This is a genomic window from Pseudomonas sp. LF-5, assembly GCF_037626295.1.
Classification (GTDB): Bacteria; Pseudomonadota; Gammaproteobacteria; order Pseudomonadales; family Pseudomonadaceae; genus Aquipseudomonas; species Aquipseudomonas monsensis.
In genome coordinates this window covers 754,844-770,144 of sequence record NZ_JARKMT010000001.1, presented here as the reverse complement: position 1 = coordinate 770,144, position 15,301 = coordinate 754,844, and the positions used below count along the sequence as shown (strand labels likewise).

Sequence of the window (15,301 nt, the reverse complement as noted above, 5' to 3'; positions counted from 1 at the left end):
GGTGATTTCCTTCCTTGTGGCTTACCAGCTCTGGCGTTTGATGCGCGTGAGTTCGCTTTCCAGTTCGGCCAGCGCCTGATCGACGGGCAACTCGCCCGCGAGCACGCCATGCACGCGATCGAAGAACGCATTGGAGACCCGCGGATAGCGATCGGCGGTGATTGACGCGGGGCGCATGACCCCATCGTTGAGAATGCTGTGCAACTGAGCGTAATAAGGCATGGCCGCGAGTAACTCGGGATCTTGATACAGCGACTCGATCACCGGGTTATAGGCGCCTGCCAGGGCTCGACGTTTTTGCTCCTGGGCGCTGGTCAGGTAGCTCACCAGCTCGGCGGCAAGTTCGGGATGGGCGCTGTAGCGCGATATCGCCAGGCCCCAGCCACCGAGGGTGGAGGCATGGTCGCCGGTCTCGCCGCCGCGGGGCAGGGGAGCGACCCCGACTTTGTCTTTTACGGCACTGTCCTGGCTTTGCACCAGGGCCCAGACATAGGGCCAGTTACGCATGAACAGCGCATTGCCCGACTGGAAAACGCCACGGCCTTCTTCCTCGGTGTAATTGAGCACGCCACGCGGGGAGATGTCGCCGACCCAGCTTTTCGCCAACGTCAAAGCCGCTCTTGAAGCCTGACTGTTGACCACGATGTCGCCGCGTTGATTGATCAGCCCGCCTTGCGGCTGGCTGCTGATCCACTCCAGCGCATTACACGTCAGCCCCTCGTAGGCGCGGCCCTGAAAGATGTAACCCCAGACATTGGCGTTCCCGGCGGTGCGTTCGGCCTGTTGAACATCCCTCGCGGTAGCAGTCATTTCTTCCCAGGTCTGGGGGACCTGCCGGTTGTATTTCTCAAGCAAGTCTTTGCGGTAATACAGCAGGCCCGAGTCGGTGAACCAGGGCATCGTCACCAAACGTCCGTTTACGGTGGCGTTATCGACCTGTGCCTGGAAGTAGCCTTGGGTCGCGTTGGCTGGAAGCACCTCACGCAGATCCATCAGGTGTTTGGCCAGCATCCCCGGCCAGACCATGTCGATTTGAATGATGTCGATGTCGGCGGACTGTGCACTGAGGATCTGTTGATAGAACGACAGCCTCTCGGTCGCCGAGTTAGGCGTGGAGACCACCTCGACGTTGTTGCCAGTCTGTTTCGACCATCTCTCGACGGCCTCCTTGCACAGCTGCAACTCCGCACCCACAGCGCCGCACGAGATCGTCAGATCGGCTGCGCTCGAGACGGATGGAAGTGCGGCAAACAGGGTGATCAATGTGGCGGGCAGGAGCGATTTCAGGTGTTTCATCGAGCGTCCTTTATTTTTGTTTTTAGAAAAGTTAACGTTAACATCACCAAATGTAGCAGCGTATTTGCGATGAGGCACCCTTTTTTTCGTCGATTGCGACAACGCGCTACTCCGGCAAAAAAACGTCAATAGCGTCAACCAACAATAAAAACAAACAGGGATTTCACATGCAGAAAGCAACAGGCTGGCTCCTGGCAGGTGTGCTCGGCACATCCGCGGCGACCTCTCAGGCAGCGACACTGGAACAGCGCATGGCCGCACTTGAAGCCCGTGCCAGCGCAGCCGAAAAGCGCGCAGCCACGGCCGAACAGCAGACCCAAATACTTGCCCGCGAATTGCAGCAAATCAAACTTGCGTCCCCTCCCTTGCAGCCCGCCGCGTCTAACGCAACAGCCATTTCGGCGCCTGACCTGGATACCCGACTGGCAAAACTCGAAGCCCGTCAGCAAAGCCCGGAGAAAGAGGGCAGTACCGGACACCTCACTGATGGGTTCAGCTTCAACGGCTATGCGCGCTCCGGATTGTTGGTCGACGAGGGACTCGGTGGTGGCCGTGGCGGCCCTTATAAAACGCCGGCCGGCTCGGTGGGCGGTGCAGTGGGGCGACTCGGCAACGAAGACGACACCTACATGCGTATCGACCTGTCGAAAGAGATCCATGCGCAAAACGGCACCCGCTCCAAGTTCACGGTTTCCATCGCCGACGGGGTGGAAAGCTCCAACGACTGGACGGCCGACGAAAGCAAACTCAACGTACGCCAGGTATTCGCCACGCTCGACCATGTCGCCGCGTTCAAAGGCAATTCAGTGTTCGAGAACGCCACGCTGTGGGCAGGCAAGCGCTTCGACAGAGACAACTTCGATATCCACTGGCTGGACTCGGACGTCGTCTACCTGGCTGGCACCGGCGGTGGCATTTACGATGTGCAGATGAACAAGAACTGGCGCTCGAATTACTCCTTGATTGGGCGTAGCTACGGGGATTTCAGTCAAGGCGGTATCAATGCCGATGTGGAAAGCTACATTCTGACCTCCAACCAGTTTTTCGCGGATGGCCAGTGGCAATGGATGTACAACGCCATCGGTGCGAAGAAAAACGATTTTTCGACCCGCACCAATAAAGCCGGTTTGACGCCTGCGGATTCCGGCTTGCACAGCATGCTGGCCAACCACCAGAAAACTTTTTTCGGCAGAGAAGGCTTCTTCAAAACGGCGCTGCTCTATGGGCAAGGCCTGGGTGCAGAAGTCAAGAACGTTGGCTCGGACGGGGAGTTGATCGACGAGGCCCGCGCGCTGCGTCTGGCACTTTACGGGGAGACCCCGCTTGCGCCTGACTGGCGTATCGGGCCCAGCTTGCTGGCCGAGCAAAGCAAGGACCGATACGTCAAGGGTGACGACTACCGCTGGCTGACTCTGAACGTGCGACTGGCTAACAAAATCAACAGTAACTTCGAGATGGCCTACGAACTGAGCTGGCAAACCATGAACCTCGACCCCAAGGGCTATCTGCAACGTAATGCGGTCGACGGTAACTTCTGGAAATTCACGGTCGCCCCGACATTCAAACTTGACGTTGCAGATCTTCTTACGCGTCCTGAACTGCGAGTGTTCGCAAGCTTCATGAACTGGTCTTCGGATCTGGACAGATTCAGCACCACAGATGCCTTTGGCATGACCGACTTCCATGCGGGAGGTGTCTGGCAGTACGGCATTCAGATGGAGACCTGGTTTTAAAGGCCGAGAGACAAGTGCAGTGCGGCTTGGTCGCACTGCACCGAGCCAGCATTGCTACATGCAAGAAGCCTATATCTCCGGTCAAGAACCAGCCATTTTCAAGCATGGCGGTGGTATTTTCCTGATCGTTATCATATGCACTACTTGCCGGGGCATCGTTGTCTGTCCGCACAACCAAACCCTTGTTAAGCGCCTTACGGTCGACATAGATACTTTGCAAGCCTGCGCCCACGGCGCTGAACGTGGCCCCCAGAGTCGCTTCGCCCCCAGAGTCGCTTCGGCCATTCGTTTGAATGACCTGATAGAGTGGTAGGGCGGCCGTTGCGTTAATAGGCAAGATGCCGGCGGCGTGGCTAACCAATAACGACAGGGATGATTTAATGCCGGATGCAGTTTTTGTAAATCGAACCATTTTGTTCGGAGATTGTGACCCGGCAGGAGTGGTTTACACTCCGCGGTTCTCATATTTTGCTGTAGAAGCTATTTATGTAGCGCTTGACCGGTGGCTGGGCGCTCCAGGGCTTAGAACTTTAATGGGTTTTAATATTCTGCCGCCGGTGCGCGCGATGTCGATAGAGTTGCTGAGCCCGGTAACGTGGGATGATGAAGTGATTATAAAAGTTGGTGTGGCCAAGCTGGGGGCGCACTCTTTTACCTTTTTGGTTGAGGGGTTTTTAGGTAAGGACTTATTGGCTTTTACGGCGAATATCACCCACGTATGCGTCTCACCAGAAAGCAAGGAAGTTATACCCATTCCAGCTCAGTTAAGAGCACTTCTTTCATAAACTCCACCAGTTCACCCTTGGCCAATTCACGCTTGATCAGTTGCCGGGGCAGGGTGGTCCAGTCGAGCACGGCACGAACCATTTCGAATAACGCCAGATAGCTTTCCGCTTGCCACAACTGGGGCGAACGCAGGTATTCGCTGCTCGGCAATTTACTCGCGTGGGCGCTGAAGGCCAGGCGGCGATGGGCGCGCTGGTCGCCGAACGTGACGGTATCGAGTTGCGCCAATGGATGGCCGGGTTGGCAGACATGCAGCATGATCAATTTGCCCAGTTGCTGGAACGCAAGTTCCTTGGGTAACCCGCCAATCTGTTGCCGGGTTTGGCCACGGTCAGTGTGACATTAGTGATCATGGCCGGGACCACCGACAACTGCCTGACGATCGGCAAACCGACCACGCACCGGACTCTCGATAACGCGTTTCGCGCTGACGGTTTCTCGACCATGCTCGGCGGCTTGCTCAACAGCTTTCCCTACAACGTCTTCACCCAGAACATCGGTTTGATTGCGCTTGAAGATGCTACGAGGCAGGTGGTTACTCAGATCTACAAGGTGCTGGGTTGATTGTCGAAGTGGAGACACGTTTAGCGTGAGGGTGCTTAGCGCAATACACCATTTAACAAGTGGGCGATGTCATATGTTCATGAGTCGCTCGCGGGTCGAACACCGCAGGCTAAATGCTCCCGAAATGAATTCGGCTGTTCATAACTTGTCGTTCATAGGCTTCGTTTTCCCCGGCCGTCTTAGCTTCGCCGACCCGACCTGCTTTCACGGCGAAGCAGGTTTGCGCCGCGACATACTTACGACGATCCAACAATGCCAGTTCGACACGGTCGGCTGGTACAGGTGGTTGAGCCATCCATTTCGATGGACGCCCTGGAAAGCCTGACCGCCAACGTTAAGCGCGTGCCGCAGCTGCGAGGGTCACCTACTGCGTCCTATACCTGTCTACCTCCAACATGTGCTTCAGCGCTATGAAAACCTATGGAATGGAAGTATGGGTGCCCGCACCCACGGCATATTTCGGGGAGGGCACGCCGTTTTTTTGCTGATGCTAGCCGAGTATTAATGAAATGCTGCCGAGGAAAAACATCAGCAGAATGCCTACGAGCTTGACTAAAAAGCTCAACCCTCGATGCCCTCCGTAAAGCGCTCGCATCCCTTCAGCATTGTTACGGTTCGTGAGCTGTAGCAACCCGCCCAAGGCGCACACAATTGCTACGTGCATCAACGGTTCGGTCAAGTTATTGGCATCTGGAAGGTAGGAAGGTTGCCCAGCGTTGACCCACCATTTGATCGCTTGAAATAGGCCATACCCGTAGATGGCAAGCCACATCCCCCATCCTGACGTATTAACGACAAAGAAAAGGCAGTCGGGCTTGCTGAGATTGGAAAACCGCTTGCTCAACAGTTGGATCGCAACGCAGTGGTATCCCCAACGGAGAACGCTGATGCTGTATAGCAAGATTGCAGTGGAAGCAGCCACCAACACCCAGGTCATATTCTTGAGGCGGCCGACGATCTCCAATGCCTCGGCAACTGGTACTTCAGGCCCAACAGAATTTCCATACGCCCACTCGAGACTGAAGCTTGCCAAGGAAGCCCACACTCCGGCAACAACCAAAGGCAATCCCCAGAGCTCCTTAAGCCGCAGATGGATCGGCCTCCTAGTAGGGGTGAAATCTAACGGTTTTACAAAGACTGGAGCGATCAGGAGCAGGGCGTACTTACTAACCTGATGGCCGCGAATTTTGGACCATACGAACCTCAAAACTGACGACGACATCATCACCTCAAGCGGCAGAAGTGGCGGAGTTACATTCCGAAAAATCACGGTATGGGGCAGGGCTCGCGTGCCGGGGCACATTACTGGGTGCTACAAGCACAACTGGCAGCGATCACATTAATTCACCGCAGCAGGGGGGCGAGAACTGAAACTACCGCTCGCGCTGCCCTAGCATCCTTCGTGTCGACTAAGAAAGCCACGGTTCACAGGGTAACGAGCCCCATCCCTTCAGGACCTCCACCGCAGTGATCCAACTACAAAAAAATTAGGTTTCATCGAGCCTGTAAACAATTTGTACAATCTCTAACATGCAAGACATGCTATTCAATAATTCTTCGCATGCTAGGATCTTTTTCAAGGTCATGCATGAGCTGCTCGATATACGGGACTGGAGAAAACTCAAAGACTGCAGTAGACGAAATTGCGTGAAGCAGCATTGAAACAAAGGTCACGATGTGAGAGTTATCACTATTTATCGGTGTTTTGACAAATATTGTCGATTTTGTGTTGCGTAATTTTGGATAGGGTGTTGCGATCTGATGCCCGCCTGAAAATCCACAATGTAGGATGAGTCCATCTTTAACGCTAAGTATTAGATTAAATCCTAGATGCTCAATGTCAACGTTTCGAGTAAAAAGCATGTCTTTTAGTTGGTGGTCAGTTTTTTGGCTAAAGTTTTCTATTTCATCGCAAACCAAAAAAGTTACTACGTTAAGCTCTTCAAAATACCTTGGATTATAAATCAACTCTTTGTGCTTGTTCAAGGCCCCAGGAGTGGTGCTCGCACCTTCTTTTTTAAAATCAAAAAGAGCGTCCATTATGTGCTTGAAATCACCCCATTCATTAAACACCTCTGGAGTCACCGTACTGAGGTGATGCAAAATTGCTTCAGACAGGCCTGCTGGCCTTATTGGGAAGGGGTTGTGGGGGACGCACTCTCTGATTTTTTTATTCGCCCTCATCACTTCTAATGCTGTTTCAAGCGTGGTTGCATTTAGGGTGGACTTGACCTCGCCAAGTGCGACTACAGTTTCGTAAGGATAAAATCGAGCGCCTGCGGACTCAAGCTCTGGGGTGTTCTCGAAATCGTATACAATGATATCGACCTGCTTAGTCTTCGTGGCTTCTGTGTTTACAACGAAGCCTTCACCCATGGCAAGGTGCTTAGGTAGGAATTTTCTTATTAGATTGGATACTATTCTTTCTCGGTAGCCTCCGAATTCGCCACCGTGAATCAGTTTGTTCCTGGCGTCTTCATCTTTGAAAAGTATCCTGCACTCCTCAAACTCCTTGGCGAACTCGTTCGCAGCTTTGCTGATCAATTCCTTGATTGGGTTGATTGTATCGTCCATTTTGCCCTCTAGATCATTGAGACGGATAGTTGCCAGCTTCATGCGCTACTTGTTTTCTAGCGCGTCAATTATCTTGTTGTGCTTATCCAGCGTATTTTTCGAGTGCCGCAACATCTTCCTTTTAAGGTGTTCTTTAAGAGATCTCCTGCCATGGGTTGCTAAATCGAGACTCTGAACATGTTTAGGCTGAGTGCCTCCTGCAGAAACTATCTTATTGATTGAAAGCTGTGTGTTATCACTCAGCACCTTATGCGCAGCTTCGGGTATGGTTTGCCAGAGCCTGAGAGAAATGCCGGATATAATAGATAACACCTCTTCTCCGAATGCTACAGCTTCGTCATGGGTCGGAATTTTTCCTTTATGAACTGATGAGTTTCTCAGTTTTATATTTGAATCTGAAAGAAGTTTAGGCTGCTCCTTGAAATGAATAACATACAAATAAATATATGCTCCTAGCTGCCGCTCAGATTGAGCCGCAATTTTTTTCCAGCATTGCATTTCTTCTTTATCGGGGCAAAGGTAAGCTAGGGCAATCGAGCGACTGACGAACTCATAGAATCGCTCAAGGCTTGCTGCAAATGAGGTGACTGCCTCTCTGTAATATCCATCGAGAATGGAGTGAACGCCGAACTCGAACAATATTTCGTGATTCGTCATGTTAATCAAGACGGCGGACGAGTGACCAAATACGCATTTCACTTCATAGGATATTTCATTAGTCAACTGCACTGGATACGCCGTAAGTCGCTTTTGGGTATTAGTGAAGTCTGACGGTTCTGATGAGGCTTCATGGCGCGCCTGTTCATCAACGCAATCTGGGCATGATAAATATACTTGCATAATCGATAATCCCGGTTGAGCGCTTGGGCAGAATCTAGTTTAAAGACGTCAGCCATTGTTAAAAAGTTGGGGTAACTGCAATCATGCTGCCCGTTCAGGTAGGCTGATAGCCTTCAACATTTTCCGAACGAGCGCGGGATGATGACCTCACCCCTGTTTGATTCAGTCCCGGTGCGCTCGCCAGTACGTCACCACATAGTTGAAGGCGTCCATGTAGAACGCTTCCTCATTGTCCACCTCAGCGCCGCATCTGCGAGCCATGGTGAAGAATCCGGCACCTGGCATCCAGTCGTCTTGATGCACAACGAGTGCAGTCAGGAAGCCTCGACCCTCGGTGTACTCTTCCGTCGATATCTCATCGAGAAGGAAGCTGAGCCGGTGATCATCGTGCGCGATGGCCAATGGGATTTGGGCGACGAAGTCTCCGTATGTCACTAGCTCACGGCTCCTCAGCCGAGCTCGCCTGATCAGGATTTCCCGCGCAGCGGCTTTCGCCTGCGCCCAATCGGAGTCCGGAAAGCCGTGGGTATGGCCAATCATGGTTCCTTGCTCGCGTCGAGCTCCAAGTAAACCTCGTTCGCATTCATGACCATGATTTGTGGATTGAGGTCGCGCAGGTTATGGAGCTCTGCATGCTCTTCAAGCGTAAGTGCTAGGGCTGTGAAGACCACTTTGTTAGTGATCTTCCGCGCACTGCGCAGGTAAAACATCGCATGGGGGAGATCACGTTGGATTCCATCGCGAGTCGTGATCGTCCGGGTAACCCCGGCCTCTTCTAACAGCTCATGGACTTTGTGGTAGTGAAGTTCGTGGCTGAGCTGGATGCGAATGATGAACTCTTTCGAGTCACGTGGCGGAGCGAGCGTATGCGGCATGCACTCATCTGCTTTGAGGCGAGCAAGAAGCTGTTGGGCCTGGCTCTGCTTGTAGTTGCGAACAACGTTATCGACCGACATCAGAAACATTCCTTGGAGGTGACGTGGGGTTACTCGGGCGCCGCATTGAGCACCTGCCTGAATGTACCAATTTCCTTGGCATTGTCTATCTCCGGGCTCGTCGGGTAGTGTCCAAGCCTTCGTCGTCCATGACGAGGGGCAGGTCCTGTCAAGGTGACTGCTGTACCCCGGCGAGCTTCGCGAGGTACCACGTAGGCAATGGATCGCGGTGTCTCAATCCTGCAAAGTAAGCGTATTACGATGTGAGTGCCGTTAAATTCCTTCGCTCAGATCAACCCGCTATCAGCTGGCCTCATTGCCGCGCCCCCTTGCCGGGACGAGCTTAAAAAGCATCAGGGGGAGGCTCATTTGGTGGCTCGGTCGGTGTTAGGTTTGATCCTGACTGCTCTTCACCAGTCGCAACGGAGCAGCAGGTATATAGTGTAGTTGTCGGAGCCGGAGAGGCCGTTTGTGGCTGAGACGAGTAGGATGCAAGGGGAGGCGGAGTAGGCGGTATTTCATTTCTCAGGAAAGCTGCCGAAACAGCGGCACCTGCACCGACAAGCGCAGCCACCACAGGCACCCAGACCTTCCAGCGTTCGGCCCGCTAGGCGTGCTGAGATACCTGATTAATATCCGTGGTGTAGAGCTTCAAAAGCTCTCCGCGACGAATACCAGTCTCCAGTAGCAATTCAATCATCAGCCAATTGTGCAACTGCAGTCGTTCCGGAAACGGATTCTCCGCGGCACCTGGGCGAATCAATGACGTCGGCGACGTCGGCGAATACCACCTCAATGTTAGCCAAGGTGGTCGAGTTCTGACGGGCGCGCGGGATGTAACGGGTGACACACCAGGACAGATACTGCTTTAGCAAGCGCAGGTACTGATCACGGGTACGCGGATCGATTTGCGGGAAAGATGCCGTGTAAGCTGTGCCAATTCGGCCGACCAGGTTGTCAGCCTGACGGCCGCTTTGGAGCCAGATGGCGTAGCCGTCCAGTAACGCCAGAATCGACTCGAAGTGGCAGGTCAAGATGACGTCATCCATATGAACGTCTCGACTTTGGGCATAGGTATAGAAAGCCTGGATCGCGCGAAGATGTGCCGCAGCAGTGCTGTACGCTCGGTGTCTGAGTTTAAGCTGAACGTAGATGAACGGAATGAGAATGGGCAACGGCGCCGCGTTACCTGCTTGAACGAGCAGCGGTATACGCTGACCTGAAGAGAACCGGCACTGGATCAGCTTCATCGGCAGACACCTCAGTCAAGGACTCGCCATGAACTGGAGAACATGGCCCGTTGAGAGAATGGATGCCAGAAACGGGTTTGTCGAATCAGTACCTTATGAGCCTCATGAACATTTCTAACATAGCATCTGGTTTAACATAATATACATTATGCGACATAAAGGATTCTCCTCGTTGGGCTCTGCTCGATGCTTTTCACCAAGTGATCAGGTGTTGCTAGTAGCAACACTGCCGCCGTTTGATGTCTGCGTCATTTCCGCGATGATCCGCTCCAGGTGCGGAGCCAGTTCAAAGACGTCCGTATCTAAGCTATGAATGGAACCATGTTCATAGGTGTAGCGAGTCCCAACAAAAAGCTTTGAGCAATCATCAAGGCGGCGCTCCAACTCAAAACCAGGTGAAATACGTTCTGATATCTGGCGTATTGCATCAGCGTATTCAGGAGGAATCGCTTTATAAAGAGCAACGAGATTGTGTCCTTTGGAAGCACTAGTCAAAAACCATTCCGGGTCATCAATCTCTCCTGGATGGGCAAGATCGTAATCGACCAGAAATGACTTGAGGTACAGCTCTGAGGCTAATCCAGCATGCATTGCAGCTGGCCAAAAGAAGTCTGTATTGCCGACAAGGATGAACCACCCCTCGTTCATCTGATGAGCTACCCTGCTCCATTAATAACAAATAAATATAACTAAACTAAATGCTTGTTTAGTTTAGTTATATATCAACGCTTTGCTGAACGCCTCGATGGTCACCCTTCAGGCTTACGACCAACAGCTGGCGCATTCAACCACGCGCCTTCTTCAGCGGGTCCGGGCATTAGCTAACGGCTTTGATGCGCTTGATTACACAGATACAAAGTCAGCCCCTGAGATACAGCAGATTATCCCTTGCCGGCTTTAAGAACGGCATATTTCGACTGGGTGCTTTTGCTAGTTTATTCAAACCACAGGGCACCGCATGTACCGGTGCCACGGCGTTGCTCTGACCTCCCTCCGACCCGGCTGTTAACCGCCCCCCATTAGTACTCTAAGGAGCTAGTTGGATGACAACACAATCTTCGAATATCTACCCCGTGGATTCGCAAACGTCTCAACAGTTTTATATCAATGGTGGCTGGTCTTCGCCGGCAACGCCTGCCAGTTTGCCCGTGGTCAATCCGGCGACTGAAAGCGTAGTTGCAGAGGTCGCCAGTGGATCGGCTGAAGACGTTGATCGGGCAGTCGCGGCAGCGCGTGCGGCGTTTCCTTGTTGGTCTGCGACCTCCGCCGAAGCGCGTGCGGGTTTCCTTGGCAAGATTTACGACCTGATCCTTGAGCGACAAGAGCCACTTGCGCAGGCGCTTTCTCTGGAAATGGGCGCTGCCATCGGTTTCGCCCGAGCGATGCAAGTGCCCTTGGCGGCCGAACACGTCCGGATTGCCCGTGACTTGCTGTCAACCTATCGCTACCAGGAGGTTGAAGGCGGCACCGCGATTGAACGCGAACCCATCGGCGTCTGCGGTCTCATCACCCCTTGGAATTGGCCGCTTTATCAAATCACCGCCAAAGTCGCCCCGGCTATTGCAGCCGGTTGCACAGTGGTGCTGAAACCCAGCGAACTGTCACCGCTGAGCGCCCTTCTTTTTGCCCAATTGGTGCATGACGCCGGGCTGCCACCGGGTGTCTTCAATCTGGTAAATGGCACGGGCTCCGCGGTCGGCGGCGCGATGGCTGCGCACCCGGATATCGATATGATTTCGATCACCGGTTCAAACCGTGCAGGCGCACTGGTCGCACAAGCGGCCGCCCCTACGGTGAAACGCGTCACTCAAGAACTGGGCGGAAAGTCGCCCAACGTGCTGCTGCCCGATGCCGACTTCGCCAAAGTCGTGCCATTGGGCGTGATGACGGCGTTTCGCAACGTCGGGCAATCATGCAGCGCCCCGACCAGAATGATCGTACCAAGGGACCGGCTTGCGGAAGTCGAGGCACTGGCCGCCGCGACCGCCAACGCGATCGTCGTGGGGGATCCACAATCGGAAGAGACGGTACTCGGTCCGATAGCCAATGAGGCACAGTTCAAGCGTGTGCAAGCCATGATCGAATCGGGTCTGAGCGAAGGGGCCAAACTCGTATGCGGCGGGCCAGGACGCGTGCCTGGTCATGAAACAGGCTTCTATGCCCGACCGACTGTCTTTTCCGAGGTCGATTCGAGCATGCGCATTGCCCAGGAGGAAATCTTCGGGCCAGTGCTGTGCATCATTGCCTATGAAACGCTCGATGAGGCTGTGGCGATCGCAAACGACACGGTGTACGGACTGAGCGCCCACGTTCAATCCAGCAACCTTGATCGTGCGCGTGCCGTTGCCTCACGTATCCGCGCGGGACAAGTGCTGCTGAACCACCCTGCCTGGAATCCAATGGCACCGTTCGGTGGCTACAAACGATCCGGCAATGGTCGTGAATTTGGTGTCTACGGCTTTGAGGAGTATCTGGAAACCAAAGCCATCGTTGGCTTTGGTGGCTAGCACCAATGGGGGGACAGTTAGCTGTCCCCCCTATTCGTGCCTGATGGATGTATGGAATTTCAGTGCCGCAACAACTTGCGCAACGGCACACCATCCTTGAGCACCGGGGATTTGATGACGATGTAGCTGAAGTACTTGGAAATGCCGATGTTTTTATCCAGCAGGCTTTCAATCACTTCCTGATAGTGCTGAATACTGCGCGTCATGAAGCGCACCAGATAATCGTAGCCACCACTGATCAAATGGCACTCGAGCACTTCATCCACCAGCCGAATATTCGACTCGAACTTGGCGAAGTCTTCGCGCTTGTGGTCACTCAGGGTGATTTCGGTGAAGACCGTTACCGATTCGGTGATCTTCGCCAGGTTCAGGTGTGCCTTGTAGCTGGAAATGTACCCGGCCGATTCCAGCCGTTTGACCCGTTGCAGACAGGGGCTGGCCGACAATCCCACGGCATCGGCCAGACTCACATTGGTCATGCGCCCGTCCTTCTGCAACTCAACCAGGATACTGATGTCGATGCGGTCCAGTTTGACTAAACCTTCCATTGCGAACCTCTTGACTGCCATTTGTAGGACAATCTACTAGCAAAATCAGCGCCGTAAATACACCTGATGCTGTGCGACCAGGTCAGCCATGCTGTTGATGCAATAATCCGCAGCGCATGGGGCAGGTTGTTTCACCCGTTCGCGACCGATCAGACACACATCGGTAAGCGCCTGGCCGCAGGCGGCGGGTCGAGTCACCCGCAGAATGTGTGCCGGCTTAAGCTCGTTGGCACTCAACCAGTCCTCGTCTCGCAACGGATCGCTGGCCAGCGAAATAAAGTCATCCGCCACAATCCCCAGATGCTCGCACAACACTGCGCGGTCCTCGGCATCCCGGTCGCCCACGACCAACAGGCGATAAAACTTGCGTAAGTACAGCATCGCTCCCGGCGCATCTTCGAACAATGACCAGTTGGCAGCAGAACGCGCGAAACTCATGCCCTCCTCCCAACTGGCTTTCAAGCTCCAGCGCTCGGCCAGTTGGCGATGGGCAAAACACAGCAATCCACTGAAGCCCAGCTCGGCAAAGCGGGGATAGAGCTCCCGCACCACCTCGCGAAATTCGCCCAGCACCTGTTCCTTGTCCGGGCGCCCTCCCCGGCTGTCGAGCAACGGCTGCAGCGCTGTCCAGACACCCGAATCACGGTCAACCAGGACTTCGTCGCAATCGATGAGTAGTGCTCGATAATCAGTAAGCCCCATGGTGTACACAGCCTCCGATGATGCGTTTCAACAATCCATGCGCCAAAAAGGTTCAGCGACGCTGGCCTGCGACCGCTCCGCTGAACACGGCGGACATCAGTTCAATACCCGTGCCAACGATGCCTGCAGAATCTGCAGCGCTTCATCGATCTGCGCTTCGGTCGTCACCAGGGGCGCGAGGAAGCGCAGGACGTTGCGATAGATGCCGCACTTGATCACCAGCAAGCCACCCTTGCGCGCTTCATCAATCACACGTTGGTTCAGATCAGCGTCCGGGGTGCGCGCCTCATCGTTCTTGATCAGCTCGATGGCCAGCATGAAACCGGTACCGCGTACGTCACCGATCTGCGGATGACGGCGCTGCAACTGCAGCAAGCCTTCACGCAGGCGCTTGCCCAACGCATCGCCACGCTCGAGCAGTTTCTCTTCTTCATATGCGTCGATCACCGCCAGGGCCGCGGCGCAGGAAAGTGCATTGCCGCCGTAGGTGCCGCCGAGGCCCCCGGGCAATGGCGAATCCATGATTTCGGCTTTGCCGACCACGCCCGATAGCGGCAGCCCTCCGGCCAGACTCTTAGCGACGGTGATCAGGTCAGGCTGGATGCCGGCGTGTTGGAAACCAAACCACTTGCCGGTGCGGCCGAACCCGGTCTGGATTTCATCGAGGATCAGCACGATGCCGTGCTTGTGGGTCAACTCGCGCAATGCCCGGAGGAATTGTACCGGTGCCGCAAGGAAGCCGCCGTCGCCCTGCACGGGTTCAATGATGATCGCCGCAACCCGCTCCGGCGCAACCTGAGTGGCGAACAACTCGTCCAGCGCCTTGAGCGCCATCTCGCTGGTGACGCCGCGATAGGCATTTGGATATGGCGTGTGAAATACCTCCGGTGCGAATGGCCCGAAGTTCTGTTTGTATGGCTGGCTCATGCCGGTCAGCGTGGTGCCGAGCAAGGTGCGCCCGTGAAATCCGCCGCGGAAGGAGATCACCGCAGGTCGGTTCGTGTGAGCGCGAGCGATTTTCACCGCGTTCTCCACGGCTTCGGCGCCGGAGGTGAAGAACGCCGCTTTATAGTGTTCTTTGCCACCAATCATTTCGCACAAACGCTGGGCCAGATCCAGATACGGCTTGTACGCCACCACCTGAAAGCAGGCGTGCGAGACTTTGTGCAACTGGGCCTGCACCGCGGCAACTACTTTGGGATGGTTATGGCCGATGTTCAGCACGCCGATGCCGCCGACGAAATCCAGATAACGCTGGCCGTCCACGTCCCACAACTCAGCCCCCTGGGCGCGATCAATCACCAGCGGGTGAGCAGTTACCAGTCCGCGTGGCACAAACTGATCACGCTGACGGAGTAAATGAGGCGTTTGGTCGACTTGGCTGTTCATGGCATTTCCCTTCGTGAGTCCGGCAGCCCGGAGTGAATGCAGGAGGTGGTTGCAGAGGGTCTTAAGATTAAGGCTTGCGCAAAACGAACTACGCCGAACTTGGCCCCTGAGAAATCCGGATCGACTGTTTTCACCCTGCCAAACGGCAGATTCCTTCAGGCCGCCGAATCTGCTGGC

General features: G+C 54.4%; 14 protein-coding genes and 2 pseudogenes. 4 read left to right on the top strand and 12 right to left on the bottom strand.

Going from position 1 to position 15,301, the window contains the following annotated elements; all coding sequences use genetic code 11:
* Window positions 1-21 precede the first annotated feature (21 nt).
* On the bottom strand, window positions 22-1,296 hold the full coding sequence (locus tag PseuLF5_RS03555) for an ABC transporter substrate-binding protein (RefSeq protein WP_340132946.1): 1,275 nt from the start codon (window positions 1,294-1,296) through the stop codon (window positions 22-24).
* A 167-nt stretch (window positions 1,297-1,463) separates the two neighbouring features.
* Between PseuLF5_RS03555 and PseuLF5_RS03550 the strand changes: the two genes are divergently transcribed.
* Window positions 1,464-3,029 carry a carbohydrate porin gene (locus PseuLF5_RS03550; RefSeq protein WP_340132945.1) on the top strand — a complete coding sequence of 522 codons (1,566 nt, stop codon included), beginning with the start codon at window positions 1,464-1,466 and terminating at the stop codon, window positions 3,027-3,029.
* A gap of 380 nt (window positions 3,030-3,409) precedes the next feature.
* Entirely contained in the window at window positions 3,410-3,814 is a 405-nt protein-coding gene (locus PseuLF5_RS03545; RefSeq protein WP_340132944.1) for an acyl-CoA thioesterase, read from the top strand.
* Window position 3,815: 1 nt separating this feature from the next.
* Here PseuLF5_RS03545 and PseuLF5_RS03540 read toward each other — a convergent pair.
* A pseudogene (locus PseuLF5_RS03540) lies at window positions 3,816-4,118 on the bottom strand (LysR substrate-binding domain-containing protein); the annotation flags it as partial.
* Between the two features lie 36 nt (window positions 4,119-4,154).
* Here PseuLF5_RS03540 and PseuLF5_RS03535 point away from each other — a divergent pair.
* Window positions 4,155-4,352: pseudogene (locus PseuLF5_RS03535) on the top strand (solute carrier family 23 protein); the annotation flags it as partial.
* A 517-nt stretch (window positions 4,353-4,869) separates the two neighbouring features.
* Here the strand turns inward: PseuLF5_RS03535 and PseuLF5_RS03525 are convergent.
* From PseuLF5_RS03525 to PseuLF5_RS03495, 7 genes are all read right to left on the bottom strand, one after another.
* Entirely contained in the window at window positions 4,870-5,445 is a 576-nt protein-coding gene (locus PseuLF5_RS03525; protein ID WP_340132943.1) for a hypothetical protein, read from the bottom strand.
* Window positions 5,446-5,921: 476 nt separating this feature from the next.
* On the bottom strand, window positions 5,922-6,995 hold the full coding sequence (locus PseuLF5_RS03520; RefSeq protein WP_340132942.1) for a DUF6602 domain-containing protein: 1,074 nt from the start codon (window positions 6,993-6,995) through the stop codon (window positions 5,922-5,924).
* Between the two features lie 3 nt (window positions 6,996-6,998).
* A complete protein-coding gene (locus PseuLF5_RS03515) occupies window positions 6,999-7,793 on the bottom strand; it encodes a hypothetical protein (protein WP_340132941.1) in 795 nt (264 codons plus the stop codon).
* 162 nt (window positions 7,794-7,955) lie between these two features.
* The gene (locus PseuLF5_RS03510) at window positions 7,956-8,333 is read right to left on the bottom strand and encodes a hypothetical protein (RefSeq protein WP_340132940.1); all 378 of its coding nucleotides are present in this window, start codon (window positions 8,331-8,333) and stop codon (window positions 7,956-7,958) included.
* A complete protein-coding gene (locus PseuLF5_RS03505) occupies window positions 8,330-8,749 on the bottom strand; it encodes a hypothetical protein (RefSeq protein WP_340132939.1) in 420 nt (139 codons plus the stop codon). The genes PseuLF5_RS03510 and PseuLF5_RS03505 overlap by 4 nt, the downstream gene beginning before the upstream one ends.
* Window positions 8,750-9,420: 671 nt before the next feature.
* Window positions 9,421-9,978: a hypothetical protein gene (locus tag PseuLF5_RS03500; RefSeq protein WP_340132938.1), complete on the bottom strand. Its 558-nt coding sequence runs from the start codon at window positions 9,976-9,978 to the stop codon at window positions 9,421-9,423.
* Window positions 9,979-10,182: 204 nt separating this feature from the next.
* Window positions 10,183-10,626: a hypothetical protein gene (locus tag PseuLF5_RS03495; RefSeq protein ID WP_340132937.1), complete on the bottom strand. Its 444-nt coding sequence runs from the start codon at window positions 10,624-10,626 to the stop codon at window positions 10,183-10,185.
* 395 nt (window positions 10,627-11,021) lie between these two features.
* On the opposite strand from PseuLF5_RS03495, the gene PseuLF5_RS03490 reads away from it, so the two are divergent.
* On the top strand, window positions 11,022-12,485 hold the full coding sequence (locus tag PseuLF5_RS03490; RefSeq protein ID WP_340132936.1) for an aldehyde dehydrogenase family protein: 1,464 nt from the start codon (window positions 11,022-11,024) through the stop codon (window positions 12,483-12,485).
* A 59-nt stretch (window positions 12,486-12,544) separates the two neighbouring features.
* Here the strand turns inward: PseuLF5_RS03490 and PseuLF5_RS03485 are convergent, their stop codons facing one another.
* The 3 genes from PseuLF5_RS03485 to gabT form a co-directional block, all read right to left on the bottom strand.
* Window positions 12,545-13,033: an Lrp/AsnC family transcriptional regulator gene (locus PseuLF5_RS03485; protein ID WP_027616181.1), complete on the bottom strand. Its 489-nt coding sequence runs from the start codon at window positions 13,031-13,033 to the stop codon at window positions 12,545-12,547.
* A gap of 45 nt (window positions 13,034-13,078) precedes the next feature.
* The gene (locus PseuLF5_RS03480; RefSeq protein ID WP_340132935.1) at window positions 13,079-13,735 is read right to left on the bottom strand and encodes a 2-haloalkanoic acid dehalogenase; all 657 of its coding nucleotides are present in this window, start codon (window positions 13,733-13,735) and stop codon (window positions 13,079-13,081) included.
* A gap of 96 nt (window positions 13,736-13,831) precedes the next feature.
* Entirely contained in the window at window positions 13,832-15,124 is a 1,293-nt protein-coding gene (gabT, locus tag PseuLF5_RS03475) for a 4-aminobutyrate--2-oxoglutarate transaminase (protein WP_340132934.1), read from the bottom strand.
* Window positions 15,125-15,301: the final 177 nt, after the last annotated feature.